Origin of the sequence: Flavobacterium movens (assembly GCF_039581425.1) — a bacterium.
Classification (GTDB): domain Bacteria; phylum Bacteroidota; class Bacteroidia; order Flavobacteriales; family Flavobacteriaceae; genus Flavobacterium; species Flavobacterium luteolum.
This window is the reverse complement of record NZ_JBCPXY010000002.1, coordinates 158,889-185,226: the sequence shown is the minus strand read 5'-3', so window position 1 is coordinate 185,226 and position 26,338 is coordinate 158,889. Positions and strand designations below refer to the sequence as shown.

Here is a 26,338-nt window from a genome sequence, read left to right as displayed (position 1 = left end):
TTTTAATCTGTGGCAGAAAAATAAATTCGTGGAAATTCGTGCAATTCGTGGCAACCATTCTCATTTTAATAAAATTCTGCACGACAAAATGTGAAATTGTTCAAAAAAGTAAGCTCTAGATTATAATAGGCATTTTCTATGTTGTAAATTTGCATGCATTTCATTTCTTAGAAATTTGAAATTGCATTTTTACTCAATAATTAGTGAATTCGTGGCGATACAAACAAACTATAAAACTGCTTTACAAAACAAAATCTTCGATGTTATTTCGAAAGCTTCTCAGGAATTAAAAGTCGACTCTTATGTGATCGGCGGATTTGTTCGTGATTTGCTTTTAAACCGAGGTTCTAAAAAAGACATTGATGTTGTTGCAGTTGGAAGCGGCATCGAATTGGCTCTTAAAGTTTCAGAGTTACTTCCGAACAAACCAAAAGTTCAGGTTTTTAAAACTTACGGAACCGCAATGCTTCGCTTTGAAGATACCGATATCGAATTTGTTGGCGCTCGAAAAGAATCTTATACTCGAGACAGTCGAAATCCGATTGTAGAAAATGGAACTTTGCAAGACGACCAAAATCGTCGTGATTTTACCATCAATGCATTGGCTTTATCATTAAATTTAACTAATTTCGGAGATCTTCTAGATCCGTTTGACGGATTAACCGATTTAGAAAATAAAACAATTAAAACGCCTTTGGATCCAGACATTACCTATTCTGATGATCCTTTGCGAATGTTGCGTGCCATTCGTTTTGCAAATCAATTGAATTTTGAAATTGAAGAAAATTCATTAAACGCCATCACCAAAAATGCTGATCGCATCAAAATAATTTCTGGGGAGAGAATCGTTGATGAGTTAAACAAAATTCTCATGACCGATAAACCTTCAACAGGATTTTTACTTTTATACAAAACCGGACTTTTAGATATTATTTTACCTGAATTGACCGCTTTGAATCAGGTGGAAGAAATTGAAGGTCATACTCATAAAAACAATTTCTATCATACGTTGGAAGTTGTTGACAATATTTGCCCAAATACAGACGATGTTTGGCTTCGCTGGTCGGCATTACTTCATGATATTGGAAAAGCACCAACCAAACGTTTCACTAAAAAACAAGGTTGGACTTTTCACGGACATGAGTTTCTGGGCGGAAAAATGGCAAAAAAAATCTTCGAACGTTTGCATATGCCTTTAAACCATAAAATGAAATTCGTTCAGAAAATGGTTATTATGAGTTCACGTCCGATTGTTTTGGCGCAGGATATCGTGACTGACAGCGCGGTTCGCCGTTTGGTTTTTGATGCTGGTGAAGATGTAGAAAACTTAATGACTTTGTGCGAAGCAGATATCACAACCAAAAATCCGTCAAAATTCAAGAAATATCATAAAAATTTTGAACTCGTACGCAAAAAGATCGTTGAAGTAGAAGAACGCGATCATGTACGTAATTTTCAACCACCAATTACGGGAGAAGAAATTATGGAAATGTTCGACTTAAAACCTTCACGAGAAATCGGAATTTTAAAAGAAGCTGTCAAAGAAGCCATTTTGGAAGGCGATATTCCGAATGAATATCAGGCCGCTTATGATTTCGTAATTAAGAGAGCTGAAAAATTAGGCTTAAAAAAAGTTGAGAAATAAGTATTATTTAATAAAATGAAAAAAGAGAATAAATCAGTAATCATTTGGTTACTATCAGGCTGTGTTTTATTGTTTTTAATGGTTGTCGTGGGAGGAATTACACGTTTGACCAATTCAGGTTTATCTATGACTGATTGGCATTTGGTAACCGATACATTTCCACCATTAACAGAAGCCAAATGGCAAGCCGCTTTTGACGAATACAAAAAATTTCCTGAGTATCAGAAAATCAATATTCACAACGATTTTCAATTAACTGATTATAAATTCATTTATTTCTGGGAATGGTTTCACCGATTTATCGGCCGTATTATTGGTTTGGTTTTCTTTGTTCCTTTTGTTTACTTTTTAGCCAAAAAGAAATTAGATACTCCAACCATTAAAAAATGTATCGTTCTTTTGGCAATGGGAGCTTTCCAAGGTTTCTTAGGTTGGTTTATGGTAAGAAGCGGGTTAATTGACAATCCAGATGTAAGCCATTTTAGACTTTCATTACACTTAACTTTTGCTTTTATTACATTTGCGTATACGCTTTGGGTTGCACTAGATTTGATTTATCCTGAAAGAAATATCAACAAGATTTTACCTCTAAGAAATATTGCACGCTATGCTTTGGCAGCTCTTCTTATCCAGATTATTTATGGCGGATTTGTTGCTGGACTAAATGCTGGATTAATTCACAATCACTGGCCCTTAATGAGCGATGGAGAATTTATTCACGAATCGGTTTTTATTGAACAATCTTCTTTAATAAAAAATTTAATTGAAGGAAAAAGTGGTGTACAGTTTGTACACAGAACTTTTGCTTATGTAGTTGTAGCGATTATTCTTTTTCTTTTCTTCAAAAGCAAAAAATACACACTTACTCATACTCAATCAAACGGAATCAAAACTTTAGTTGTTTTTGTTTTCATTCAGTTTTTATTGGGCGTTTTCACTTTATTATACAGCGTGCCTTTAGCTTTAGGATTAATTCACCAAATTATGGCATTTTTCCTTTTAAGTGCTATGACATATACATTGCATAGATTGAGTAAATAAACTAACTTTCATAAAAAAATATTTATGAAAACAGTCTTTTTTTTATTTACTATTCTTTTTACTTGCCTTGTTTCTGGGCAAACCAAAGATAATCCGTTAGTTATTTTGGATTCTAAAAGTATTGGATATATGAATCAGGCAGAAAGTACCTTGAAAAATATAAACCAAAGCGATCTGCTGATATTTATTTATAAAGGGAGTGCTGAAGAAGTGGAGCAAAAGTTCGGTTCTAAATCGGGAGTTATAATCTTTGCTACCAAAAAATATATTCTTAATACGTTTTATCAAAACAATATTGAAAACTCCCCATTAAAAAAAGACATTCCAACAACGAATTATTTATCTAAAGTTGGTATTATAGGAAGTATTGCTGGTAATATAAATCAGCCTTATGATGAGCTTGTAAATTATATCAGCATTACTCCAAACAATGAAACAGCAAAAAAAATTGCGTCAATAACTTTTACAAAGCCTACTGACGCTCAAATAATAAATCCTGATTGGAAATTTGGAGCTATAGAAATTATGTCAACAATTGACAACTAATTATCCTAACCAAGCCTTAAAATCCTGCACTTTTTCTCTGCTTACAATGACCTCATCTTCTTTATAAGTTGGAAGAATCACTTTAAGTCGAGAATTAGTATACACCTGAATTTCTTTGATTGCCTTTAACGGAACAATAAATTTTCTGCTTACGCGAAAGAAATCCTTTTTATCGAGTTCTTGCTCTAAAATCTCTAATGTCGAATCGATCAAATAATCTCGATTGTCGTAGGTATGAATATAAGTTCCTTTATTTTCGCTAAAAAAACATTCAATTTCTTCTGTAGTAATTACTTTTAAATGTTGTCCTATTTTAACTGTAAATCTCTTTTTATACGTTTTCTCAAAAGGATTTGACAACATTTGACGAATTTGCTCGAAGTCTAATTGCAGATTTGAAGTTTCTGCTGTTTTTGGAAGACGCGATTTGAATTTTGAAACCGCAATTTCCAAATCATCTTCATCAATTGGTTTAAGAAGATAATCTATACTGTTTAGTTTGAAAGCTTTTAACGCATATTCATCGTACGCAGTAGTAAAAATGATAGCGCTTTTGATATCTATTTTTTCAAAAATCTCAAATGATAAACCATCAGACAACTGGATATCCAGAAAAATCAAATCTGGATGCGGATTATTTTCAAACCAATGAACCGATTCTTCAACTGAATGAAGCATGATTTCTACGGTTACATCTAACTTTTCAAGTTTTCTTTGTAGCAATCTTGCTGCTGGTTTTTCGTCTTCTATAATTAATGTGATCATTTACTATAATGTGAAATTTGAAAAAATTATGAAGTCAAAGTTACTCCCATTTATTTTTATTTGCAGTATCTTTTTCCATGTATTTTTGGATTTTTCTTTTCTCCCAATCTGCTCCAAAAAACCAATCAGCACCGAAAACAGATAATGCATGAGCTAAGAGACCAATTCCCCAAAAAAACACCGTAGAGTACGTTTGCCACTCTGTTAAACCACTTAAATCCATCACCATTAAACCAGCAGACCTGTCTCGAGTCAAACTTGATACAATTATGATAATATTTACAATGATGAAAATTTTCAAATGCGAGTAAAATCTTTTAAGTCTTTTTACTCTTCTATAAGCTGCATTGTAATTTGGATCGTCTGCATACTCCCCAAAATGCTGTTTTGCGTAATCTTCATACATTTCTCTTCTAAAACGTCCCATAACTATATTTTAATTATTTCCACTTATTTTTATTCTGTTTTTCCTTCTCCATAAATTCTTTGATTTTTCTTTCTTCCCATTCTTTACCCATTCCTGGAAAAACTTCAAATACTTTTAATCCGTGAAAAACTACTCCTACTCCCCACCATAATAATGGCCAGAAAAACCATAAATAACTTGGTGATGTATATAAATTTATAAAAATCAAAATCGCATTTACTAATACAAAAGCCAAAAGATTTCCATAAAAACCTTTAATATTTTCTACTTTCTTTTTGGCCTGAATATATTTTTCCTCTTCGCTTAAATTCCTTTCCATAATTATTCCCATTTTTGTTTTTTATACTTTTTCTCTAAAATGCTTCTTAGTTTACGCTCTTCCCATTGCTGTCCGAAAATTCTATACGAAGCAAACAAATCGATTGCAGATCCTACCATTACAGCAGTCCAAATTATTACAATCACCCAATTAATATATTTTATGGGGAAAAATTGCAATGGCAGATTGGTATATTCTTTTAAAAGAAAAACAATCAATACAATGGTGTAAATGAACAAATGTTTGTAAAAAGATTTCAGCTGAATTACTTTTTTACTTGCCAATTCTTGCAGTATTATTTGTTCCTGATCATTACTCAAATTTGTTTCCATAATTACTTTCAAGTCGTTTTTGATTTTCTTTTTCTAAAATTTCCTGAATCTTTTTTTCTTCCCATTTCTTATTAAAGAAAGGTGGAAGACTAAAAACTTTCAGTCCGTGCAATATTATTGCCATTCCCCAACCCATTACAGACCAAATCCACCATAGATATTCAGGAGAAGTCATATAATTTACAACAATCACAATTGGATTACATAAAACGTAGACTGTCAAATGCTCGTAAAATCCTCTTATCTCTTTTACTTTTTTCTGAGCATCATAATAACGAACTGTTTCTGTGAAATTATTTTCCATTACTTCCACGTTTTTTGTTTGTTGTCTTTCTCTAAAATTTCGCGAATTTTTCTTTCTTCCCAATCTGAACTATATCCAAACACTTTAAAGGCATGCATGGCAACTCCAAATCCCCAGCCTAAAGCCGAAAACCAAAACCATTGAAATCCTGGTGAAAATTTTAGATTGATAAATATTAAGAACGGAATTACACAACAATATGAAATTATATTTCCATAAAATCCTTTAAGTTCTTCGACTCTTTTTTTGGCTCTATAATAAGCTTTTGCTTCATCTGTATATTCTGCACTCATTTCCATAACCGCAATTTGTTTCGTTAAAATTGGAATTCTAACTGTGAAATTCTTTTCGTCCTCCTCAATCTTCACTTTTCTGTCTGTTACAATTCCGTATCTGTTTACAATATTCTGCAATCCGACACCTTGTCTATCCTGCAAAACTTCTTTTTTCTGAAGATCATTCTGGATGGCCAGATAATCTTTATCAATAAAAATTCTAATATGAAGCGGTTTTTGCTCGCTCACCACATTGTGCTTTACAGTATTCTCTAGCAAGAGCTGTAAAGAAAGCGGCACCACTTTGGCTTCTGGATTGATGTTTTCTGTTGGCAATTCGTAAAATAAACTATTTTCGAAACGCATTTTCAGAAGATTCATATAGGTTTTTGCAAACGACAACTCGTCTTCAACCGAAACCAATTCTTTATCTTTCTGTTCTAAAACATATCGGTAAATTTTAGATAATGAAGTAGTAAAACGCTGTGCATTATCTGGATTTTCTTCTATTAAAGAACTAAGAACATTTAAGCTATTAAAAAGAAAATGCGGATCAATCTGGTTTTTTAAACTTTCAAATTTGGCATTTGCTGTTCCCGCAATAATCTTTTGTTGTGTAACCTTATTTTCCTGATAGAGTTTATAAAAATTAAGTCCGTGAAAAAACAGTAGAACAATAAAAGTCATTACTGCAGATTCTATGTAATTTTCAGCCTTTTCATTGGCAAGAAAACCAATAATTGTCTTATTCTCGATTATTACACTTGTAAACAAACGTAATATTAAAATTACGATCATCGATATTAAAAAAGAACTTGCAAAACCAATTAAAATTCTCTTTACTGAATATGGATTTTCTCGGAAGACCCTATCTAAAAAATCAAAAAGAACGACATTTACGATATACAAAACCACACTGTAAAGCATGCAATACAAGAAATAAATATAAAGATTCTTGGTAAAGACTGCTGTTCCTAAAGAAGCGAACCGAATTAGAAAAGAGAACAAAAATACTATTCCTCCAACTAAGCATGCTTTTAACAAATTAGGTTTTAATATCATCATATTTATAATACTGAATTATTTACAAGTTTTTTGAATTTCTAAAGCTCTTTCTAATCCCCATTTTGGAGAATAAGGTGTTGCTGGTTTAAAAGTATTAAAAAGTTCAATAGATTTATCAACTTGCGCGCATAAAGGTTTTGTATCTACTCCTGTCCATTTTGCTCCCCCTATCTGATAATCTGCTTCGCCAAAAACTGCTCTCGGATTATTTGGATCTAATGCTTTGGCTTTTGCGTAAGCTTCCATCACTTTAGCAGAATATTTCATTCCGTTTGTCATCGGGTCTGCTACAACATATCCTGTATAAATTAAGGCTTGCATTACATACAATTCTGAGTTGGCTTGGTCTTTTATCAACTCTATATCTAATGCATCTTGTGCTTTGGTCAATAACAAATCGATTTTTGTTTTGTCTTTTTCTGTAAAAACAGCTGTCGCGTTGATCATAGCAACATAATAATTAGGCAGATAGCTATTTTTTTCTGCAGCAGCAATTCTTTCAAATAAAGCCGAAGCTTCAGCATTTTTTCCTTCTTTCCAAAGTCCGAATGCTTTATTCATTCCTTGTTCAAATTGTGTTTGAGCCGAACTTACTACTGCTACAAATAGTGCAATTAAAGTGATGATTTTTTTCATTTTATAAGTTATTTAATGGTTTGTTTAATGGATTAGTTATTTGTTTTTTAGAATACAATTTCAATTTTTGAATCTTTGCTGACGTTAAATTTAGCATCACTATACAAAGGAGGTCCCATAAATCCTTTAGCATTATTTGAAGCTGCATATTCTTCTAGTGGCATCCCCATTGAGTTTCTGTCAAGCTGTCCGTTGCTATTTTCATCATGATACGTTGAGATTGCATATTCTCCCGCTGGAAGATCATCAAAAGTTACAACCGCTTTATTGTCTTTAATTTCCGAAGCCAAACTTTTGTAAGTTGTTTTAAGGAAAGTTCCGTCTGAATTATATAATCCTACTTTCACGATTCCTGTGTCATTTTTCAAACCTGAAACGGCAACAGTTAATTTCACATTTTGAGCAGACATTAAGCTGCAGATAAATAAGATAGTTATTGTAATAATTTTGGTCATGATTTCTATTTTTTTTAAGGTTCTAAGTTACTAAGGTTCTGAGGTTCTAAGTTTTTTTGTTGATGATTAAAACTCGGTTTGTTAATTTACACTTCAAAAGTATATCGGTTTTTAGTCTTTTAAAATTAAATGCTGCTGAGTTGTTGATTTTTGATGATGAATTGTTTTTTTAAGTTGCTAAGGTTCTGAATCGCTAAGATTCTAAGTTTTTTTATGGCAAAACCTTAGTAACTTAGAACCTTAGCAGCTTAGCATCTTTACCACGAACTACAAGTTTTTCAACTGATTCTCATTCTTATTCTGGCTGATCGTCCAAAAGAAACCTACGAAAAAGAATCTGTCTGCTGTTGGCACTACCGCTTGTCTTTGATACACTCCGCTTGCGTCTGGTGTTTTGGCGTAATCATATCCAAAAATATTCTGAGTTCCTAAAACATTTGAAACTGAGAAAAAAAGGATTTTTTGTGTCGTTAATAAATACGCCCAGCTGAAACTTAAACTATTGTACGATTTCGTTTTCCCGTTCATAAACTGTGTCTGGTTCGGATCGTTGTACGGACGTCCTGAACTAAAACTGTTTGTTAAACTAACCTGAGATTTCCAGTCTGTAATAAAATATTTTGCTACAACAGATAAGTTATGATTGGCAATAAAACTTGGAGTTGCCATATTTGGAAAGTTTTTATATTGTCTTTCTGAATCGATATAAGAGTACGAAATCCAATATTCTAGGTTTTTGTGCAAATTGCTGTCTCTCCAAAATAAATCGAATCCTTTTGCGTAACCAGATCCATTATTATTAAAAACCGAATTGTACTGAATATCTCTTGTATCATATTGCACTAAATTGCTGTAATCTTTATAATAAGCCTCTGCTCTAAGTGTTTGACCTATTCTTGTAAACGTATAATTGAAAATATAATGTCTTGCTTTTTCACTTTCAAACTGATGATATTTAGAAAATTTAATATAATCTACAACTGGTGTTTGAGAATAATCTCCATAAGCAAACGAGAACTGACTGTTTTTTGAAGCTTTATAACCTAATGAAGCTCTTGGTGCGATATTATTTTCGTTTAACAAACTGTTGTTTGAATATCTTAAACCAACTTTTAAGGCTAGTCTTTTAGAAAATAAAATATCACCTTCTGTATAAGCTGCAAAAATGTTTGAATCGTAACCATTTGTAACATTAAGTGAAATATTATCGGCTACGTTTTCATCGTATTTTGTAATGAAATAATCACTTCCGAAAGACAATTTAAAAAAGTTCGAAAATTTCTTGCTTAATTTCAGTTTCAGCTGAGCTGCATTTTCTTGGTTTTCAATTCCTGTAATATCATATTTCAGTTTGTTTTTGCTGTAACCGTAGCTCACTCCAGAAGTAATCTGCCATCCAGTTCCAAAACTTCCTTTGTAAGATGAATTCAAATAAAAGTTATTATTGTTCATATCAGTTCGAATCGGGTTCTCGAAATTGACATTTTTCTGATTCAAATCAAACTTCTCAGAATCAAAAGAAGCATACAGTTTAAAAATTCCGTTTGTGAAGTTATATCTATAAACTGTCTCTCCCCCAAGCGATTGATACGGATTATTCCACTCTACGTTTTGCGGAATAACAGCTTGATAAGGCGCTAAATTCACATACATCATATTTACACTAAGTGAACTTTTTTTGAATTTCTGTGTATTTCCTAAACTCAAACCAACCGTCATTAATCCGATATCTGTTTTATCATGATCCTCTTCGTCTTGTGTATTTAGAAGCAAAACACTCGACAAGGCTTCACCATATTCTGCAGAATAACCACCTGTAGAAAAAGCGATTCCGCTAAACAAAAAAGGAGAAAAACGGCTTCTTGTAGGTAAGTTATTTGTAGTTGCACCATAAGGTTGCGCTACACGAATTCCGTCAACAAAAGTCTGTGTTTCGCTAGCTTCTCCTCCGCGCACAAACAAACGTCCGTCTTCACCAACCGTTTGAGTACCTGGCAAAGTCTGCAAAGCCGCCACTATATTTCCTGCAGAACCTGCCGTAGTTACAATATCTAAAGGTTTCAAAACAGAAACTCTCGATTTCTCTCCAGATTCCATAGTTCCAGCTGTAATAATAACGGCATCCAAATTATTAATATTCTCTGTTAATTTTACCGTTTGATTTTTATAATTAGCAACATCAATTTCTTGCTTGTAAGTTTCGAAAAGCAAAAAACTTACCACTAAAAATTTATTTCCAGTTTCTGTAGTTTCAAAAGAAAATTCTCCTGTTTCAGAACTTGTCGCTCCGTCGTAAGTTCCGTCAATATAAATATTAGCGCCAGCAACAGGTTTTCCTTTTGGATCAAGTACTTTTCCAGAAATCGTATTTTGAGCAAAAATTAAAGCTGTAAAAAATAAAAAGCTTATTGTAAAAAATAATTTGGTTTTCATGTCATCTTTGGTTTTTGATGAAGCAAATGTATTTTAACAATTCATGTTAAAAAATATATAATAACCCAATTGTAGATTTTCGAGGATGAGTTGTAAAATACTAATTTGTATCTTAGCTAACGTGTTTCTAAAAACTATTAACTATGTCAGAAAGTAAAAGAGTTTCGAATTTGTATCAATCCATTTATAATGGAAATCCATGGCTTGAAGTGACATTAGCAGATACTTTAAAAGATGTAACTGCAGCTCAGGCTTATAAAAAAATCAATCCTAACTTAAACACGATTTGGGAAATTGTCAATCACCTAATACAATGGAGAAGAAACATATTAAAACGTGTTCAAGGAGAAATAATTACAACTCCCGATCATAATTATTTTGTGCCAATTTTAGATTCATCTGAGCCCGCTTGGGAACAATCACTGCAAAGTCTGGCAAAATCTCAAGAATTATGGAGTGCTTGTCTCAGTGATTTTAATGATGAGGATTTCGAGAAAATAGATCTAAACAATAATCATAATTTTTATGAAGATATTCACGGAATCATTTCAGCATGACGTGTACCATTTAGGACAGATTGTTATTTTGAAGAAATTGCTTTAATTTTAGTTCTAACACATAGAAACATAGGTTTTGTAACTCAAAAAGAATATTTAGAAATCTAGATTTCACACATAGCTCTATGTGATTTTCTAAAAATAAAATGCCTTTACTACGTTTTAAAATCTATGTTTCTATGTGTTAAAATAAAAAATCATCGACTATGAAGAATATACTTTTTATGCTCGCATTATTATTGTTCAGTAGCATCGGCTTTTCACAAGAAACCGAAGTGAAATACGATGAAGCTCTAGCCAAATCACTTCATGCCGACGAATACGGAATGAAGAAATATGTTTTTTGTCTTCTAAAATCCGGAAGTAATACAACAGCTTCTAAAGAAGAAAGTAAAAAACTTTTTGAAGGACACATGGAAAACATTGGCAAACTAGCCAAAGAAGGAAAATTGGTTGTTGCAGGACCTTTCATGAAAAATGATAGAAATTATCGTGGCATTTATATTTTTAATGTAGAAACCGTAGAAGAAGCCAAAGCTCTTGTTGCCACCGATCCGGCAATAAAAGCCAATTTACTCGAAGCCGAATTAACGCCTTGGTACTGCACCGCAGCTTTGCAGGAAATTCCGAAAATGCATGAAAAAATTGCCAAGACGAAAATGTAAAATATGAAAACAGAAAAAGAAAAAATGATCTCTGGCGAATATTACAACGCCTTTGATCCCGAATTAGTAAAAGGACGCCGTGCGGCAAAAAACCTTTTACACAGCTTAAATGTAAAAGAATATAGAGTTACCAAAAAAGCAAAAGAAATACTAAAAGAGCTGATTCCAAATGCTGGGGCTGGTCTTTATATTGAACCACCTTTTCATTGTGATTACGGTTACAATATTTTTGCTGGCGAAAATGTTTATTTTAATGTGAATTGTGTCGTTTTAGACTGCGCGCCAGTAAATATTGGCTCAAATGTATTTATTGCACCAAATGTTCAGATTTATACTGCATCACATCCGCTTGACGCTAAACTACGAAAAACATTAGAAAATGCGTATCCCGTTACAATTGGAGACGATTGCTGGATTGGCGGAAATTCGGTTATCTGCCCAGGTGTAACCATCGGAAAAGGCTGTGTGATTGGCGCTGGATCTGTCGTTACAAAAGATATTCCTGACAACTCGCTTGCTGTTGGAAATCCAGCAAAAGTTATTCGAAAATTAAATCAAGAACCTGAATCAAAAAAATAATGCTTACCCTTAATAAAGTTCACCATATTGCCATTTTATGTTCCGATTACGAAAAATCGAAATATTTCTATACTCAGATTTTAGGTTTAACCATTATTCGTGAAATTTACCGCGAAGAACGCCAATCTTATAAATTGGATTTGGCTTTGAATGGTTCGTATGTTGTCGAATTATTTTCATTTCCAAATCCGCCGCAAAGACCTTCAAGACCAGAAGCGGTTGGTTTAAGACATTTGGCATTTGAAGTCATTAATCTAGAAGAAACGATTGCTTTTTTAACTTCAAAAAATATAGAATCGGAACCGATAAGAATTGATGAAACCACAGAAAAGCGTTTCACTTTTATTGCAGATCCAGATTTGTTGCCGATTGAGTTTTATGAGAGATAAGCTTTTTGCCACAAAGGCGCTAAGACGGAAAGTTTTTTTTTAAGTATTTAAGATTGAATTGCGTCCAGCTTTAGCTGGATGTCAAATAGAAACATTTAAAAAAGGCTTTAGCCAAATCTGCGAAGTTTGGCTAAAGCCTTTCATTGTTTAAAACTTACTCCCCTAGCTGAAGCTAGGGGCTATTTAAATATCTTTGCGTCTTAGTGCCTTTGTGGCAAAAATAACGTCGAAAGAATTTTCCTGTTTATATCCATTTTAACACACTAAAATAAAGATTTCCTAGAAAAAACCGAATTTGATGCTTAATTTTGTAATCCGCAGAAAAAAAATGCGATTCTCAAACTTATAATGATGAACAAAACGGCGCAAATCAAAAAAAATCATCAATTAATTAAACTCCGAAAATTAGTTATTGTTTCTATCTTAATTGGCTTCCTTTCTGCCTTTCTCGGAATTTCACTAAAAAAAATAACCGAATATTACGAAGAAATTTTCTTTCACGAAGTTTCGGTTCATCCAATATTTTATATTGTTTTCCCTGTTTTTGGATTATCAGTAATTTATTTTCTTAGACAATATCTTTTTAAGAAAAAAGAAAACAAAGGAATCAAAGAAGTTTTTGAAAGCACTGCATCAAAATCTAAAAATCTGCCTTCTTATAAAATTCCATCTCACTTCATAAACGGCTTATTGACCGTTATTTTTGGAGGTTCTACAGGAATTGAAGTTTCTACCGTTGTAGCCACAGCAACTATTGGTTCTGTAGCGCATGAAAAAGAAAATGTTTTCCGTCAATATAAAACAGAACTTATCTGCGCGGGAGTTGCGGCGGGAGTCACAGCACTTTTCAGCAGTCCGATTGCAGGAGTTTTATTTGCTTTCGAAGTAATTTCTAGAAAAGTAACGCGAGCATTTATCATTTCAAATTTAATTGCCGTTTCTATCGCTTTTGGTTTACTAACGATTTTAAAAGAAGAACCATTATTTGCAGTTTCCATCACAACATGGAACTTAAAAGCAATTCCGTACTTCATTCTTTTAGGAATCTTAGCGGGAATGAATTCTGTTTATCTAACACGTTGTGTTTTATTCTTCAAATCTCAATTTGGAAAAATCGATACGCATTATTACAAAATCATTTTAGGATCTGCGGTTTTAAGTATTTCATTATTCTTTTTTCCTCAATTATACGGAGAAGGTTATCATGCCATTAAAGGAATTTTTGGGCCTTCATCTCAGCTTCCGCTAACCATTACATTGGCCGTAACATTTATCGGAATATTGATTCTAAAACCTATTGTAACTTCAATTACTCTAGCTTCTGGCGGTGACGGCGGTGTTTTTGCACCAAGTTTATTCATCGGTGCATTTTTAGGATTATTGTTGGCTTCTATCTTAAACAGCTTTTTTCATGTAAATGTAATTCCGGTTAACTTTATGATTATCGGAATGGCTGCGGTTCTTAGTGCAAGTATTCATGCACCATTTACAGCTATTTTCTTAGTTTGCGGTTTAACAAACGATTATACTTTGTTTTTTCCGATTCTTGCAGTTTGCTTGATTTCAAAATATACAGCCAAAACAATTTATCCTTACACTGTTTATAGCTATTCTCCAAGTTTAGTTAAATAATTTCAGGCTATTACAATCTGAAGATTTAAAAGATATAGCAAAGTATATTTAAAAGCATAACGAGTAAAATATAAAACCACAATAATGCCAACAGAAAAAATAAAAAGAAGCTATCGCAAAACACGTTACATTCTTTATAAAGAAACTTTAATTGATTATAAAGAGCATTTTTGGTCATTTCTAGGTTCGTTTGTTGGAATTGGGATTCTTGCCTATCTTGAATCTTCACAATTTACAGGAAGCGATGTCGTTTATTTGATTGGATCTTTTGGCGCCTCGAGTGTTTTGATTTACGGAATTATACAAAGTCCGTTTTCACAACCAAGAAATTTAATTGGAGGACATCTTATTTCAGCCTTTATAGGAGTTACCGTAAATAAACTAGTACCTGATATTGTATGGATTTCGGCTCCTCTTGCTGTCTCTCTTTCGGTTATTTTCATGCAGATTACAAAAACCTTACATCCACCTGGAGGTGCAACAGCTTTAATTGCAGTTACCGGTTCAGCACAAATAAAGGGCTTAGGATATATGTATGTGATTTCTCCTGTTCTTGTTGGTGTTTTAATTTTATTTGTGACTGCCTTGTTTTTTAATAATATTACTTCAAGCAGAAGTTATCCAAGCCATAGCACTTATCATAAACATTATCATAAAATTAGAAAAAGACTGGCGAGAAAATAATTCTGGCCCTTCTCCTGCAAGGTTTTCAAAACTTTGTAAGCATAAACTTCAGCATTAATAAGACCTACGAGGTTTTGAAAACCTCGCAGGATCATAAAAAAATTAAAACACAGAAAAACAAGAGACTAAAATCTTTTCAACAAATCGTAATTCGTGATTCGTATTTCGTTTTTTATATTTTACCTTTGACCTCTCAATAAAAACAAAGATTATGGTTTATAAATTTAGAGTTATTCTAGACGCCGAAGAAGATATTTTTAGAGACATTGCTATTCTTGAGGAAGATACACTTGAAGATTTACACAATGCAATCTTCAATGCTTTTGGCTTTGACGGATCAGAAGTGGCTTCATTTTATACTTGTGATGACACTTGGAATCAGGAAGATGAAATTCCGCTTTTTGATACAGGAGATGTTCCTGGCGAAATGAGAACCATGAACGATTATCCGTTATCTAGTATTTTAGACAAAGAAAATACAAAGATTATCTACGTTTACGATTTCATAAGTATGTGGACTTTCTTAGTTGAATTGGCTGCAATCGAAGACGAAGCTGTAGGAGCAACGTATCCAGAAACTTTATTCTCTCACGGTGAAATGCCAGACGAAGCTCACGAAAAAAACTTCGAAGCCGATGACATGCACGACGATATCTACGGAGAATTTGAAGACGACTTAGACGAAGACGATCTTGACATGTTCGAAGGTGATGACAGCTTCGAAGATTATGGATTTGAGGAGAATTGGAATTAATTTGAGGTTCTAAGGTTCTGAGACGCTAAGGTTCTAAGGTTTTATTTTTGAAAGTTTTTTCTTATTTTTAATTCTTCGAATTAAAAATATTAAGCATGAGCAATTTTAGAACTTTATTGGTTTGGCAGAAATCTATGACCTTGATTACCAAAATTTATTCCTTAACAAACAAATTTCCAAAAGAAGAAGTCTTCGGATTAACTTCTCAAATTAAACGAAGCTCGATTTCAATTCCCAGTAATATTGCCGAAGGATATGGAAGAGAAAGCAATAAAGAACTTTTGCGTTTTTTAAGCATTTCTATTGGTTCTCTATTCGAAATGCAAACGCAATTAGAAATCGCAAAAAATATATCTTATTTAAAAGAAGACGATTTTAACAATTTATATGAGGATACCCGAGAGATAGAAAGAATGTTAGTTTCTTTTATAAAAAAAATAAAAGCAGAACCAAACCTTAGTACCTTAGCATCTCAGAACCTCAGTACCTAAAAAAATATGATAAATTTATTCAACACCCACATCGACACGCTGTCAATACACCGCGTAGGAAACAAAAGCCGTAACGAAGCAATTTTTTTATCGGAGCAGCCATTTAATTTAAATGACGAGATCGTTCCTTTGATAAAAGAATTCTTTTTTAAGCCTTTTAGAGAAAAAGAAGAAAACTATTATCAGTTTGCACACGAAGTGGACTTGGATTACAACGACATGTTTAAATATGCAACTGAGATTTTTGCTAATCCGTCAAATGTTCATGAGGTTTCTAAGAACATCACAAAGCATTTATTTGAGCAGTCAAATCACCCGCACATTAAAAACGGAGAGGTTTACGTAACTTACTTAACAAACTTAAGCATTGATAATAATGTAGTTGATGCCATCGGTATTTTTAAAAGCGAGTTACAAGCCGACTTTTTACAGTTTGAAGAAAACGGAAGTAACCTTGAAATGATTTTACAGCAAGGAATCAACTTGAGTAAATTGGATAAAGGGTGTTTGATTTTCAACTATAAAAAAGAAGAAGGATACAAAATTTTAACTGTAGACAGCAACCGCTATGACGCACGCTACTGGTTAGAACACTTTTTATCTGTTGATGCTTTTGAAGATGAAAATTTCATCACAAAAAAATATTTAAAGTTCTGTCAAAACTTCGCAAAAGACGTGGTTTTGCCAGCAGAAGACAAGAAAGAGGAAGTAATGTTTATGAACCGATCTGTGAATTATTTCGCTAAAAATGATCAGTTTGAAGAGCAGAATTTCTTGAATGAAGTACTAGACAATCCTGATTTGATTCCTGAATTTAAAAACTATAAAGTTGATAAAGGAGAAAAATACAGCATCGAAGATGTAACCTCATTCCCTATCGCCAACGCAGCAGTTTCTGACGCTAGAAAATCGATTAAAAACGTAATTAATTTGGATACTCATATTCAGATTAAAATGGATTTCATCAACCCTGAAAGTGCAGAAAAATTTGTTGAAAAAGGCTGGGATGAAGAAAAACAAATGTATTACTACTTAGTTTACTTCAATAAAGAAGAGAAAAGCTAAGAAGTTTTCATTTTCTATTACTTACTTAAAACAGAAAACGGCAATTACAAAAGTAACTGCCGTTTTTTTATTATCTTAAATTTCAATGTTATAAAACCGAGAATACGGCTTTTACAATATCATCGTACACTTGTTTGTTTCTTTCTCCAGTGCGAGCTAAAACTCGAATTCCTGAGTAATTATTAAAGATAAATCGAGCCAAAACTTTTGCATCCAGCTGTTTGGAAATATGTCCTGCCTCCTGCCCTTTTTTAACAGCATTTGTAAAAACTTCTTCCATAGTTTGGCTATTGTCTTTTACAATTTTGGCAATTTCTTCATCGTGCATCGCTAACTCTACAGAAGAATTAACCATAAAACAGCCTTTTGTAATTCGATCTTCTAAACTTTCGATCACTGCTTGCTTAAAAATAGCCTGCAAAGTTTCTTTGACATTCTCAGATTTTTCTAAAAGTTCTTTGACTGCATCTTGAGCTTGCTTCTGATAACGCTGCAAAGATTTTGTAAACAATTGCTGCTTATCTCCAAAAGTATCATATAAACTAGAACGGCTTAAACCTAAATGCGTCACCAAATCCTGAGCAGAAGTGCCGTTATAACCTTTGTGCCAAAAAATTTCGATTGCTTTATCTAAAGCCTGATCTTCATCAAATTCTTTCGTTCTAGCCATGACATTCAAATTAAATTCATTTACAAAGATATAAAAATACGGAACAATCGTTCCTGAATAAGTCAAAAAAATTATAGCACTGTATTTACGATAAGTCCACCATCAACAACAATTTCAGATCCAGTGATAAATGAAGCATCATCTGAAGCTAAGAAACTAACTGTTTTTGCAACTTCAGCAGCTTGTCCAAAACGTTTTAATAAAATTTTCTCTCCCAAAGCAGATCCTAAACCTTCTACTTCTTCTTTTTCTAAACCAACTTTTCCGTACAATGGTGTTTCGATTGGACCAGGAGAAACCGCATTTACCCTAATTTTTCTTGAAGCCAATTCTACAGCAAAAACTTTATTTAAAGATAATACAGCTGCTTTACTCGCTGCATATACACTTGAATTTGGCATTCCAACATGAGCGTTTACAGAAGTATTAAAGATAATTGAACCGCCGTCATTTAAAATTGGAAGCACTTTTTGGACTGTAAAATAAACTCCTTTTACATTGACATTCATAATACTGTCATAATGATCTTCTGAAGCTGAATCTAGTGGCGCAAAAGCTGCAATTCCAGCGTTCAAGAATAAAATATCAACTTTACCAAATTTTGCTTTTACTTCTTCAACTAAATTGTCGCTTGATTTTAAATCAGATTGATCAGCTACAATTCCTGTAACATTCAATTCTTTTTCCGCTTTTGCCAAAGCTTCTTTGTTTCTTCCTGTTACAATTACTTTTGCTCCTTTTGCTGCTAAATCTGCTGCGGCTGCATATCCAATTCCGCTGTTTCCACTTGTCACGATTGCTACTTTGTTTTCTAAATTTTTCATTTTATTTATCATTTAAGTTATTGATTATTCAATTATTACAATACAAAGATATAATAACGGAACGATCGTTCCGTTATTATTAAAGTTAAATTTATGTTAAAATATTTAATTTAGAAGAGAAACGCCCGTCAAATAAGGAATTATCTATAGAATGATAAACGAAAGAAATCGCAAAATGAGGCTGATTCTTAATTTATGCTTAATTTTGCATTAAAAAATAACTCAGATGGATATTCAATTTTTTAAAGAAAGTCCTTTTACCACTATAATTTCATTTCACAAGCTAATCGAATCTTTTGAAGAGATTGCGCAGTCAGACGTTGATTACAGATCAAATTATGCCAAAGCAATTTTAGAACAAATTGAATTAATTCCGGAATTAAGGACTGGAATCCAGGATTATTCGGTTATCAAAAACAATGAAGCTTTAATTAAAAATATATTAGCCGATTTATTTCCGACTGCATTGACGCACAACGAAATAAAAGCGGTAACGATTCCATTTCAAAACATCTCCTTTAATTATACAGAGCGTTTCAAAAAAATCCTCAAAAATGCGGGAGACGAATTTTATATGGAAATTCGTGACTTTAGTGACCATCAATTCTATATCAATAACTGTTGTTTAATTTTGAGCAGTTATTACAAACAGCATATCGATTTCAATCAGCCGTTTTTCTATGACATTCCGAATGAAAATGGAATTGAAAAACATTATCGCATTTTGTATAATGCTGATTTCATGGAAATTACTCCAACCGAAAACGCTGTTCCGCTAACTCAAGAAGATATTGATCAATTACTTGATAATTATAACGATATCAATTTATGGAAATCTAAATTCCCAAAAGGAAGCTGGATATTAAGAGGTTTCGGTATTGTTTCTTTATTTGATGCCACAACCGAAAGTGCTATTTCTATATTGAAAAGCAGTTTACTAAAACCTGGCCCAAAAACAGTTGCCACGGATCAGGAAGTTTCTAATATTTTTCAGTCGATTTTTAATCTTCCGAATTTAAAAGTCGGGTTTATTATCTATAATCCTGAAGAAGAGAAATTTATGAGGCCTGCAAAATACGAAAATCAGATGAAGAGCTTTTTGCTTTCAGCTGATCAGGAAGTAGATTGCAAAAATGCTTTTTTTGGCTGTTCTTTCGAAAATTTATTGGACAAAAGAGAACCTTTTGTTATTTCTAATGTCAGCAAGTTTACCGAAGAATCAACAAATAAAAGACTTGGCGAACATTTACTTACGCAAGGTATTCAAAGCTGCATTTTTGCTCCGGTAATTAAAAGCGGACAATTATTGGGCGTTGTTGAACTGGTTTCTGAAAACCCGAGAGATTTAAACAGTGTCAATGCCACAAAACTAGATTTGGTTCTACCGTATTTAACTGATACTATTGATCGTTATAATACCGATATGCAGCATCAGATTGAAGCGATTATTCAGCGCGAATATACTACGATTCACCCAAGCGTATATTGGAAATTCAAAAGAGAATCTCAGAACTATTTTCAAAATATGAATCATACTAAAGATTATATTTTTAAAGAAATTGTCTTTAAAAATGTATATCCGCTGTACGGACAAATTGATATTAAAGGTTCTTCTGAACATCGTAATGAAACGGTAAAAATTGATTTGAAAAGTCAATTGACTGCTCTTATGGAAATTTTTGATAATCAAGAAGAAAATTCAAATCTAGTTCTTCTAGAGCAAAGAAAATTTGAATTGGAATCGCTTCGAAGCGAATTGGATTATCCACTAAAAGCAGATACTGAACAGCATATTCAGCGTTATATAGAAGAAGAAATTCATCCGATACTGAAAAACACTAAAAGCAATCCTAAATCTGAAAAATTAGAGCAATTATACTTTGACAGTCTGGATGAAAAAACAGGAATGTTTTATCAGGAAAGAAAGAAGTTTGATAATGCCATGTCGATTATCAATAAAAGACTAGCAACGGTTTTGGATAAAAAACAAGTTGAAGCGCAGCAGATTTATCCGCATTATTACGAACGTTTTAAAACGGATGGTGTTGAACACAACTTATATATCGGAGCTTCAATTTCTCCAACAAAACCTTTCGATATTATGTATTTACACAATCTTCGTTTGTGGCAGCTGCAAACTTTATGCGAAATGGAACTGGAACACCATGAACTTAAGGAATCTCTTCCATACGAACTGGATGTTACTTCTTTAATTCTCGTTTTTAGTTCTGCACTTTCTATCCGTTTTAGAATGGACGAAAAACGTTTTGATGTAGATGGAACTTACAATGCAAGATATGAAGTTGTTAAAAAACGAATTGACAAATCGCATATTAAAGGAACAAACGAAAGAATTACCGAGAAAGAGAAAATTACAATTGTATATTCTCAAAATAGCGAAGAGGCAGAATATTTAAAGTATATTAAATATTTACAGCACAAGAAAATACTTGAACCGTCAATAGAGCAATTTGAAGTTGAAGATCTTCAGGGAGTTTCTGGTTTAAGAGCAATTCGTGTCAAAGTAATAAACAATAGTTCAAACCCAGGAATTAAAAAAATAACTTATCAGGATTTATTAGATGAGCTCAACTAAATAGTTGAGCTTTTTTTATTGACCAAATAATTGAACACGGATAAAACGGATTCGCTATCGCGAAAACGCGGAAAAAAAAGGATTTTTTCAATCTATAATAAATCAAAAAAAGAATCTGTATTCATCCGCGTTTTCGCGATAGCGAATCCGTAAAATCAGCGTCTAAATTTTATATAGACTTAAAAGCAATCACAAACGCGATCACTGTTATGATGATTCCGAACATAAAAAAGTTATAAGCAATTCGGAGTAAATTATATTTTCGCTGTAAAACCAATCCTAGATAATACAAATCTTTGATCATCGTCGAGTACAAATAATCACGATCTTTCATCATTTCGTTCATTGCCCAATCATAATCTTCTAAAGGCATTTTGTAGAAATTTCCAAAAAACATCAGATTCACTTTTTTAGCCTCGACATCGTCTCTCGTAAAAAAACCAGAAGTTACTTTTGGACGTGTAGAAAGAATCGCAAAAATAATCGTAATCACGCTCGACATTAGCATAATAAATGTCGGAACAACCAAATGCGCATTTTTAGGACTATCTAATTTCGGAATAATAGACGATAATGCGATCGAAATGATAATCGCATTAACAGACAATAAAATATTGGCTTTGCTATCTGCAATACCGCTTAAACGGGTGTGGTTCCCGAGAGTGACACGAAATAAAGTATCGATCCCGCGGTCTGGTTTTTCTGTTTTATCTTTCTTTTTGGATTCTTCTTCTAACGCTTCAGCTGCCTTCAATTCCTGTTTATTTATTTTTTTCTGAATTAATAATAGATTTTTTTCTTTCAAAGGCTGCCATTTTCTCAAAGCATAATCGGTATAAAATCTATGTTTGTTTAATAAGAAATTGAGGTTTTCTCTTGTCCATTCTGCATTGGAAAAGCTAACTATCCCTGCATTTTTCAATTCCAAACGCAATAATTCGCAAGTTGTAGCATATTCAGCTCCCATTAAGTGAGCATAATCTGCGTCTCTTATAATTTTTTCAAGATGTGTCTTTGGTTCATATTCTTTAACTGTCGCCAAAATTAAACTCGAAACGAGAGCTATAAATTCTTCCGATTTTCCTTTTTCGCGTAAAAAGTTGGCGGCAATTTCGGTACTTTTCTTTTCATGATTTTCATACCCTTCAATATATCCGGTATCGTGAAACCATGCCGCCACCAAAAGCGCTTCCTTATCCTCACCGCTTACATCTTCTTTTTTGCAAAGTTCTTTTACTGCTGTAACAACTGTAAAAGTATGATTAAAATTATGGTAAGAATATAAATTAGAAAGTTTATCTTTGAGTAAATTCCCGACAAAATCCTCGGATTGTTCTATTAGATTCATAAAGAATATTTTTATACCACTAAATTATGAAATTGTTTTTGGATAATCATTTTATTGCCAAGATTAAAAACTTTTTAATAGCAATAGTGTCACTCTTCATTGTTTATTCCTGCGCGACCCGCAAACCGCAATATGGAAAAAGTGTAAGTGCCAACGAAACAGAAAACGCGACAGATACTATAAAAATTGCACACACCTTTTTTCTTGTTGGAGATGCTGGAAATGCCGATGAAGAACAGGCGCAGCAAACACTGGAGCTTTTACATCAAAAACTTAAAAAAGCGAGCAAAAAATCGACACTGCTATTCTTGGGTGATAATATTTATCCAAAAGGCTTTCCTAGTGATAAACATCCTGAAGACAAAGCTTTGGCAGAAACTAAACTCACCAATCAATTAAAATTAACTAAAGGTTTTAAAGGAAAAACAGTTGTAATTCCTGGAAATCATGATTGGTATAACGGCATTAAAGGCTTGGAACGTCAGGCCGATTTTGTAACGAAATATTTAAACGATAAAAAAGCATTTCTTCCGAGAAAATCCTGTCCTATTGAAAATGTAAAAATTGATAGCGTTACAACTTTGATAGCTGTTGATAGTGAGTGGTTTCTAGAAGATTGGAACGATCACCCGACAATAAATGACAATTGCGAAATCAAAACTAGAGAAGCTTTTTTTAAAGAATTAGAAGGACTTTTAAATAAAAACCAAGAAAAGACCGTTGTCTTGGCGATTCATCATCCGCTATTAAGCAACGGAACACATGGTGGACAATTTTCATTAGAAAAACAGTTATTTCCTTTGGAGCAAAAAATTCCGCTTCCGGTAATTGGTTCATTTATTAATTTATTGCGAAAAACTTCTGGTGTAAGTCCGCAGGACATTCAAAACAAACAATATACAATTTACGCAAAAAGAATTAAGACCCTTTTGCAGAAGCAGAAAAATGTAATTGTAGTTTCGGGTCATGATCATAACCTTCAATATATCAGTAAAGAAAATATTCAGCAGATTATTAGTGGCGCAGGGTCAAAATCGGAAGCTGCAAGAGCTATTAGTCCATATGATTTTTCGTATGGCGGAAATGGTTATGCAACACTAACGATGTTTAAAAGCGGAGATGCAAAAGTTTCTTTTTATGGAAATGAAAATAGCAAAGAAAAACTGCTTTTTGAACGCGAAATAATAAAAGCCAAAGAAATCAACTGGGCTTCAGATATCCCGAACAAGTTTCCTACAACTGTGACCACTTCGATTTATTCTCCAAAAATGACTCAAAAAGGTGCATTTCACAGATTTTTATTCGGTCAGCATTATAGAAAATATTACAGCATGCCAATTGAAGCTACAACAGCAACAGTCGACACTTTAAAAGGCGGATTGAAACCAATTCGCGAAGGCGGAGGACATCAATCTGTTTCCTTAAGAATGTCTGATCCTCAAGGACGTGAATACATCATGCGTGCAATGAAAAAAAGTGCAACCGTATTTTTACAGTCAGTAGCTTTTAAAGATCAATATGTGGTAAATGAATTTGAAAAAACATACGCCGAAGATTTCTTATTTGATTTTTATACCACTTCTCATCCTTATTCTTCTTTTGCTATCGGAAGCATGTCTGATCAAATTGGACTTAGACATACGAATCCTATTTTATATTATATTCCGAAACAAAATGGTTTAGGCGAATTTAATGCAAGTTTTGGTGACCAATTATATATGGTTGAAGAAAGACCAGCCGACAATCATCTTGATGGCAAGAATTTTGGAAAACCAAGCAATATTATCGGAACTGATGATATGATGCTGAACCTTCATAAAGATGAAAAATATACTGTTGACGAAAAAGAATATATTAAAGCGCGTTTATTTGATATTCTTTTAGGTGATTGGGACCGTCACAGCGATCAATGGCGTTGGGCTGAATATAAAGAAGATGGAAGGGTGATTTACAGACCGATTCCGAGAGATCGCGATCAGGCTTTTGTAAAATACGATGGCGCTTTGCTTTCACTTTTAATGAATATGCCACCTCTTCGTCACATGCGAACTTTTAAAGGAGACAGAATCAATGTTAAATGGCTTGGAAGAGAACCGTACCCAATGGATTTGGCATTTCTAAAAACTGCTGGAGAAAAAGACTGGGTTGAACAAGCCAAATACATTCAAGAAAACTTGACTGATGCAGATATCGATCTAGCTTTCAAAAATATGCCTAAAGAAGTTCAGGACGAAACGGTAGATGAAATTAAAACAAAACTAAAAAGCAGAAAAAAAGATCTTCAGAAATATGCTCGTGAATATTCTGATGTGTTAGATAAAACTGTTATGATTGCGGGAACTGACAAAAAAGATAAGTTTGTTTTAAATCATAATGTAAAGAAAGGCATTGAAATACAGGTTTTCAGAATCAAAAAAGAAGGTGATGAATTGCTTTATACCAAAAACGTAACCGACGACAAAACCAAAAATCTTTGGATTTACGGACTAGACGATAATGATGTTTTTGAGGTAAAAGGAGATCAAAAATCTAGTATCAAAATTCGTTTGATTGGAGGCCAAAATAATGATACTTATAACATTGAAAACGGAAAAAAGGTTATTGTTTATGATTTCAAATCAAAAGAAAACACGTATAATCTCGATTCTAAAACTCAAACACAACTTACAGACGACTACGAAGTTAATGCCTACAATTATGAAAGACCAAAGTATAATGTAGTTTCTGGTCTTCCAAACATTGGATACAATCCAGATGATGGAGTAAAAATGGGAGTTAATGTAAATTATACCGTTAATAATTTCAAGCAAAATCCGTATACGCAAAGACATATTTTTAATGCTTTCTACTACTTTGCTACTGGCGGTTTAGAGTTTAATTATGCTGCACATTTCCCTGGATTATTAGGCAAATGGGTTATTGATGTGGAATCATTATATACGACTCCAAACTTTGCCATGAATTATTTTGGTTATGGAAATGAATCGCAATATGACGACAATTTAGGAATGGACTACAATCGTGTCCGCATTAGAAAATTTAATGCTTCGGGAGCCATTCGTCATGTTGGAAGATATGGAAGTGAGTTTAGCGTTCAGCCAATTTTCCAGAGAATGACAGTTGAAGATACCGAAAACAGATACATAAATATTCCTGGAATTGTAAATCCAGATGTATTTGACAGTCAGAATTACGGAAGTTTAAAAGTAAAATATCAGTTTAAAAATTCAGATTTTGCCGCAAAACCAACTTTAGGAATGGCATTTATGATTGCAGCAACTTGGACAACTAATTTAGATGACACAAAGAAAAACTTTCCTACTCTGGAAAGCTTCTTAGGTTTCACTCATAAAATTGATCATAACGGAAAATTGATATTAGCCACTTACGTAAAAGGAAAAGCTATTTTCAACAATAATTATGAGTTTTATCAAGGTGCTTCTCTTGGTGGTGACACCGATTTACGCGGTTATAGAAATGAGCGTTTCTTAGGAAGTTCGTATTTCTCTCAAAGCTCTGATTTGCGTTTAAGTATTGGGAAAATACGTAAAACGATTGTTCCTTTTACATACGGAGTTTTAGGCGGTTTCGACTACGGAAGAGTTTGGCTTGATGGCGAAGAATCAAGAAAATGGCACCAAGATTATGGTGGCGGACTCTGGCTGAATGCCATAAATGTTATTACAGCTAGAATCTCATACTTTAAATCTCCTGACGAAATTGGAAGAGTGATTTTTGGGGCAGCATATAGTTTTTAAAAAAGGTGCTAAGGTACTGAGATGCTAAGGTTTTCTACTCTGAGTTAAAAAAACAGCCACGAATTCACGAATAATTTAATTAA

Annotated in this window: 26 protein-coding genes; 14 read left to right on the top strand and 12 right to left on the bottom strand. The window is 33.1% G+C overall.

Annotation, left to right across the window (positions count from 1 at the left end):
• The first annotated feature begins 211 nt into the window (after positions 1-211).
• The 3 genes from AAYQ05_RS04285 to AAYQ05_RS04275 are packed head-to-tail and all read left to right on the top strand — an operon-like array spanning position 212 to position 3,232.
• Complete coding sequence (locus tag AAYQ05_RS04285) at positions 212-1,645, top strand: CCA tRNA nucleotidyltransferase (protein WP_343541354.1); 1,434 nt, start codon at positions 212-214, stop codon at positions 1,643-1,645.
• 15 nt (positions 1,646-1,660) lie between these two features.
• A complete protein-coding gene (locus tag AAYQ05_RS04280; protein WP_343541353.1) occupies positions 1,661-2,686 on the top strand; it encodes a COX15/CtaA family protein in 1,026 nt (341 codons plus the stop codon).
• 24 nt (positions 2,687-2,710) lie between these two features.
• A complete protein-coding gene (locus AAYQ05_RS04275) occupies positions 2,711-3,232 on the top strand; it encodes a hypothetical protein (RefSeq protein ID WP_343541351.1) in 522 nt (173 codons plus the stop codon).
• On the opposite strand, the gene AAYQ05_RS04270 is transcribed toward AAYQ05_RS04275, so the two are convergent.
• The 9 genes from AAYQ05_RS04270 to AAYQ05_RS04230 form a co-directional block, all read right to left on the bottom strand.
• Entirely contained in the window at positions 3,233-3,997 is a 765-nt protein-coding gene (locus AAYQ05_RS04270) for a LytR/AlgR family response regulator transcription factor (protein WP_343541349.1), read from the bottom strand.
• Between the two features lie 40 nt (positions 3,998-4,037).
• Complete coding sequence (locus tag AAYQ05_RS04265; protein ID WP_343541348.1) at positions 4,038-4,424, bottom strand: 2TM domain-containing protein; 387 nt, start codon at positions 4,422-4,424, stop codon at positions 4,038-4,040.
• Positions 4,425-4,437: 13 nt separating this feature from the next.
• Positions 4,438-4,743 carry a 2TM domain-containing protein gene (locus tag AAYQ05_RS04260; protein WP_260671006.1) on the bottom strand — a complete coding sequence of 102 codons (306 nt, stop codon included), beginning with the start codon at positions 4,741-4,743 and terminating at the stop codon, positions 4,438-4,440.
• Between the two features lie 2 nt (positions 4,744-4,745).
• The gene (locus AAYQ05_RS04255; RefSeq protein WP_343541346.1) at positions 4,746-5,075 is read right to left on the bottom strand and encodes a 2TM domain-containing protein; all 330 of its coding nucleotides are present in this window, start codon (positions 5,073-5,075) and stop codon (positions 4,746-4,748) included.
• Entirely contained in the window at positions 5,056-5,379 is a 324-nt protein-coding gene (locus AAYQ05_RS04250; RefSeq protein WP_343541345.1) for a 2TM domain-containing protein, read from the bottom strand. Before AAYQ05_RS04250 ends, AAYQ05_RS04255 begins: the two co-directional genes overlap by 20 nt.
• Positions 5,379-6,716 carry a 2TM domain-containing protein gene (locus tag AAYQ05_RS04245; protein ID WP_343541974.1) on the bottom strand — a complete coding sequence of 446 codons (1,338 nt, stop codon included), beginning with the start codon at positions 6,714-6,716 and terminating at the stop codon, positions 5,379-5,381. The genes AAYQ05_RS04250 and AAYQ05_RS04245 overlap by 1 nt, the downstream gene beginning before the upstream one ends.
• 18 nt (positions 6,717-6,734) lie before the next feature.
• Entirely contained in the window at positions 6,735-7,355 is a 621-nt protein-coding gene (locus tag AAYQ05_RS04240; protein WP_343541344.1) for a hypothetical protein, read from the bottom strand.
• Positions 7,356-7,402: 47 nt separating this feature from the next.
• The gene (locus AAYQ05_RS04235) at positions 7,403-7,810 is read right to left on the bottom strand and encodes a DUF2141 domain-containing protein (protein ID WP_343541342.1); all 408 of its coding nucleotides are present in this window, start codon (positions 7,808-7,810) and stop codon (positions 7,403-7,405) included.
• 267 nt (positions 7,811-8,077) lie between these two features.
• A complete protein-coding gene (locus tag AAYQ05_RS04230; RefSeq protein WP_343541341.1) occupies positions 8,078-10,243 on the bottom strand; it encodes a TonB-dependent receptor in 2,166 nt (721 codons plus the stop codon).
• Positions 10,244-10,386: 143 nt separating this feature from the next.
• Between AAYQ05_RS04230 and AAYQ05_RS04225 the strand changes: the two genes are divergently transcribed.
• From AAYQ05_RS04225 to AAYQ05_RS04185, 9 genes are all read left to right on the top strand, one after another.
• Positions 10,387-10,800 (top strand): DinB family protein, encoded by a 414-nt coding sequence (locus tag AAYQ05_RS04225; RefSeq protein ID WP_343541340.1) that lies wholly within the window; start codon positions 10,387-10,389, stop codon positions 10,798-10,800.
• A 206-nt stretch (positions 10,801-11,006) separates the two neighbouring features.
• On the top strand, positions 11,007-11,465 hold the full coding sequence (locus AAYQ05_RS04220) for a YciI family protein (protein ID WP_343541339.1): 459 nt from the start codon (positions 11,007-11,009) through the stop codon (positions 11,463-11,465).
• A gap of 3 nt (positions 11,466-11,468) precedes the next feature.
• Positions 11,469-12,044, top strand: coding sequence for a sugar O-acetyltransferase (locus AAYQ05_RS04215; protein WP_343541338.1), 576 nt, complete (start codon positions 11,469-11,471; stop codon positions 12,042-12,044).
• Complete coding sequence (gene gloA2 / locus AAYQ05_RS04210) at positions 12,044-12,433, top strand: SMU1112c/YaeR family gloxylase I-like metalloprotein (protein WP_111363319.1); 390 nt, start codon at positions 12,044-12,046, stop codon at positions 12,431-12,433. Before AAYQ05_RS04215 ends, gloA2 begins: the two co-directional genes overlap by 1 nt.
• Positions 12,434-12,781: 348 nt before the next feature.
• Positions 12,782-14,065, top strand: a complete 1,284-nt coding sequence (locus tag AAYQ05_RS04205) for a chloride channel protein (RefSeq protein WP_343541335.1) — start codon at positions 12,782-12,784, stop codon at positions 14,063-14,065.
• A gap of 84 nt (positions 14,066-14,149) precedes the next feature.
• Positions 14,150-14,749 (top strand): HPP family protein, encoded by a 600-nt coding sequence (locus AAYQ05_RS04200; RefSeq protein WP_343541333.1) that lies wholly within the window; start codon positions 14,150-14,152, stop codon positions 14,747-14,749.
• A gap of 211 nt (positions 14,750-14,960) precedes the next feature.
• Positions 14,961-15,503, top strand: coding sequence for an IS1096 element passenger TnpR family protein (locus AAYQ05_RS04195; protein ID WP_111378299.1), 543 nt, complete (start codon positions 14,961-14,963; stop codon positions 15,501-15,503).
• A 95-nt stretch (positions 15,504-15,598) separates the two neighbouring features.
• Entirely contained in the window at positions 15,599-15,994 is a 396-nt protein-coding gene (locus tag AAYQ05_RS04190) for a four helix bundle protein (protein WP_343541330.1), read from the top strand.
• Between the two features lie 6 nt (positions 15,995-16,000).
• Positions 16,001-17,059: a nucleoid-associated protein gene (locus AAYQ05_RS04185; RefSeq protein WP_035647713.1), complete on the top strand. Its 1,059-nt coding sequence runs from the start codon at positions 16,001-16,003 to the stop codon at positions 17,057-17,059.
• Between the two features lie 88 nt (positions 17,060-17,147).
• On the opposite strand, the gene AAYQ05_RS04180 is transcribed toward AAYQ05_RS04185, so the two are convergent.
• Both AAYQ05_RS04180 and AAYQ05_RS04175 read right to left on the bottom strand, forming a co-directional pair.
• The gene (locus tag AAYQ05_RS04180; RefSeq protein ID WP_343541328.1) at positions 17,148-17,729 is read right to left on the bottom strand and encodes a TetR/AcrR family transcriptional regulator; all 582 of its coding nucleotides are present in this window, start codon (positions 17,727-17,729) and stop codon (positions 17,148-17,150) included.
• 71 nt (positions 17,730-17,800) lie between these two features.
• Complete coding sequence (locus AAYQ05_RS04175; RefSeq protein WP_343541327.1) at positions 17,801-18,553, bottom strand: SDR family oxidoreductase; 753 nt, start codon at positions 18,551-18,553, stop codon at positions 17,801-17,803.
• A 226-nt stretch (positions 18,554-18,779) separates the two neighbouring features.
• Here AAYQ05_RS04175 and AAYQ05_RS04170 point away from each other — a divergent pair, with 226 nt between their 5' ends.
• Positions 18,780-21,149: a GAF domain-containing protein gene (locus AAYQ05_RS04170; RefSeq protein WP_343541326.1), complete on the top strand. Its 2,370-nt coding sequence runs from the start codon at positions 18,780-18,782 to the stop codon at positions 21,147-21,149.
• 169 nt (positions 21,150-21,318) lie between these two features.
• On the opposite strand, the gene AAYQ05_RS04165 is transcribed toward AAYQ05_RS04170, so the two are convergent.
• A complete protein-coding gene (locus AAYQ05_RS04165; RefSeq protein WP_343541325.1) occupies positions 21,319-22,497 on the bottom strand; it encodes a Pycsar system effector family protein in 1,179 nt (392 codons plus the stop codon).
• Positions 22,498-22,523: 26 nt separating this feature from the next.
• On the opposite strand from AAYQ05_RS04165, the gene AAYQ05_RS04160 reads away from it, so the two are divergent.
• Positions 22,524-26,255, top strand: coding sequence for a metallophosphoesterase (locus AAYQ05_RS04160; RefSeq protein WP_343541323.1), 3,732 nt, complete (start codon positions 22,524-22,526; stop codon positions 26,253-26,255).
• Positions 26,256-26,338: the final 83 nt, after the last annotated feature.

What these genes read in the sequence shown, in the direction of transcription:
- AAYQ05_RS04205 (WP_343541335.1), top strand. Translation starts at nt 12,782, where the DNA reads ATGATGAACAAAACGGCGCAAATCAAAAAAAATCATCAATTAATTAAA.
- AAYQ05_RS04245 (WP_343541974.1), bottom strand. Translation starts at nt 6,716, where the DNA reads ATGATATTAAAACCTAATTTGTTAAAAGCATGCTTAGTTGGAGGAATA.
- AAYQ05_RS04220 (WP_343541339.1), top strand. Translation starts at nt 11,007, where the DNA reads ATGAAGAATATACTTTTTATGCTCGCATTATTATTGTTCAGTAGCATC.
- AAYQ05_RS04240 (WP_343541344.1), bottom strand. Translation starts at nt 7,355, where the DNA reads ATGAAAAAAATCATCACTTTAATTGCACTATTTGTAGCAGTAGTAAGT.
- AAYQ05_RS04170 (WP_343541326.1), top strand. Translation starts at nt 18,780, where the DNA reads ATGGATATTCAATTTTTTAAAGAAAGTCCTTTTACCACTATAATTTCA.
- AAYQ05_RS04215 (WP_343541338.1), top strand. Translation starts at nt 11,469, where the DNA reads ATGAAAACAGAAAAAGAAAAAATGATCTCTGGCGAATATTACAACGCC.
- AAYQ05_RS04225 (WP_343541340.1), top strand. Translation starts at nt 10,387, where the DNA reads ATGTCAGAAAGTAAAAGAGTTTCGAATTTGTATCAATCCATTTATAAT.
- AAYQ05_RS04280 (WP_343541353.1), top strand. Translation starts at nt 1,661, where the DNA reads ATGAAAAAAGAGAATAAATCAGTAATCATTTGGTTACTATCAGGCTGT.
- AAYQ05_RS04190 (WP_343541330.1), top strand. Translation starts at nt 15,599, where the DNA reads ATGAGCAATTTTAGAACTTTATTGGTTTGGCAGAAATCTATGACCTTG.
- AAYQ05_RS04260 (WP_260671006.1), bottom strand. Translation starts at nt 4,743, where the DNA reads ATGGAAAGGAATTTAAGCGAAGAGGAAAAATATATTCAGGCCAAAAAG.
- AAYQ05_RS04165 (WP_343541325.1), bottom strand. Translation starts at nt 22,497, where the DNA reads ATGAATCTAATAGAACAATCCGAGGATTTTGTCGGGAATTTACTCAAA.
- AAYQ05_RS04270 (WP_343541349.1), bottom strand. Translation starts at nt 3,997, where the DNA reads ATGATCACATTAATTATAGAAGACGAAAAACCAGCAGCAAGATTGCTA.
- gloA2 (WP_111363319.1), top strand. Translation starts at nt 12,044, where the DNA reads ATGCTTACCCTTAATAAAGTTCACCATATTGCCATTTTATGTTCCGAT.
- AAYQ05_RS04235 (WP_343541342.1), bottom strand. Translation starts at nt 7,810, where the DNA reads ATGACCAAAATTATTACAATAACTATCTTATTTATCTGCAGCTTAATG.
- AAYQ05_RS04180 (WP_343541328.1), bottom strand. Translation starts at nt 17,729, where the DNA reads ATGGCTAGAACGAAAGAATTTGATGAAGATCAGGCTTTAGATAAAGCA.
- AAYQ05_RS04160 (WP_343541323.1), top strand. Translation starts at nt 22,524, where the DNA reads ATGAAATTGTTTTTGGATAATCATTTTATTGCCAAGATTAAAAACTTT.
- AAYQ05_RS04185 (WP_035647713.1), top strand. Translation starts at nt 16,001, where the DNA reads ATGATAAATTTATTCAACACCCACATCGACACGCTGTCAATACACCGC.
- AAYQ05_RS04255 (WP_343541346.1), bottom strand. Translation starts at nt 5,075, where the DNA reads ATGGAAACAAATTTGAGTAATGATCAGGAACAAATAATACTGCAAGAA.
- AAYQ05_RS04250 (WP_343541345.1), bottom strand. Translation starts at nt 5,379, where the DNA reads ATGGAAAATAATTTCACAGAAACAGTTCGTTATTATGATGCTCAGAAA.
- AAYQ05_RS04265 (WP_343541348.1), bottom strand. Translation starts at nt 4,424, where the DNA reads ATGGGACGTTTTAGAAGAGAAATGTATGAAGATTACGCAAAACAGCAT.
- AAYQ05_RS04195 (WP_111378299.1), top strand. Translation starts at nt 14,961, where the DNA reads ATGGTTTATAAATTTAGAGTTATTCTAGACGCCGAAGAAGATATTTTT.
- AAYQ05_RS04200 (WP_343541333.1), top strand. Translation starts at nt 14,150, where the DNA reads ATGCCAACAGAAAAAATAAAAAGAAGCTATCGCAAAACACGTTACATT.
- AAYQ05_RS04175 (WP_343541327.1), bottom strand. Translation starts at nt 18,553, where the DNA reads ATGAAAAATTTAGAAAACAAAGTAGCAATCGTGACAAGTGGAAACAGC.
- AAYQ05_RS04275 (WP_343541351.1), top strand. Translation starts at nt 2,711, where the DNA reads ATGAAAACAGTCTTTTTTTTATTTACTATTCTTTTTACTTGCCTTGTT.
- AAYQ05_RS04230 (WP_343541341.1), bottom strand. Translation starts at nt 10,243, where the DNA reads ATGAAAACCAAATTATTTTTTACAATAAGCTTTTTATTTTTTACAGCT.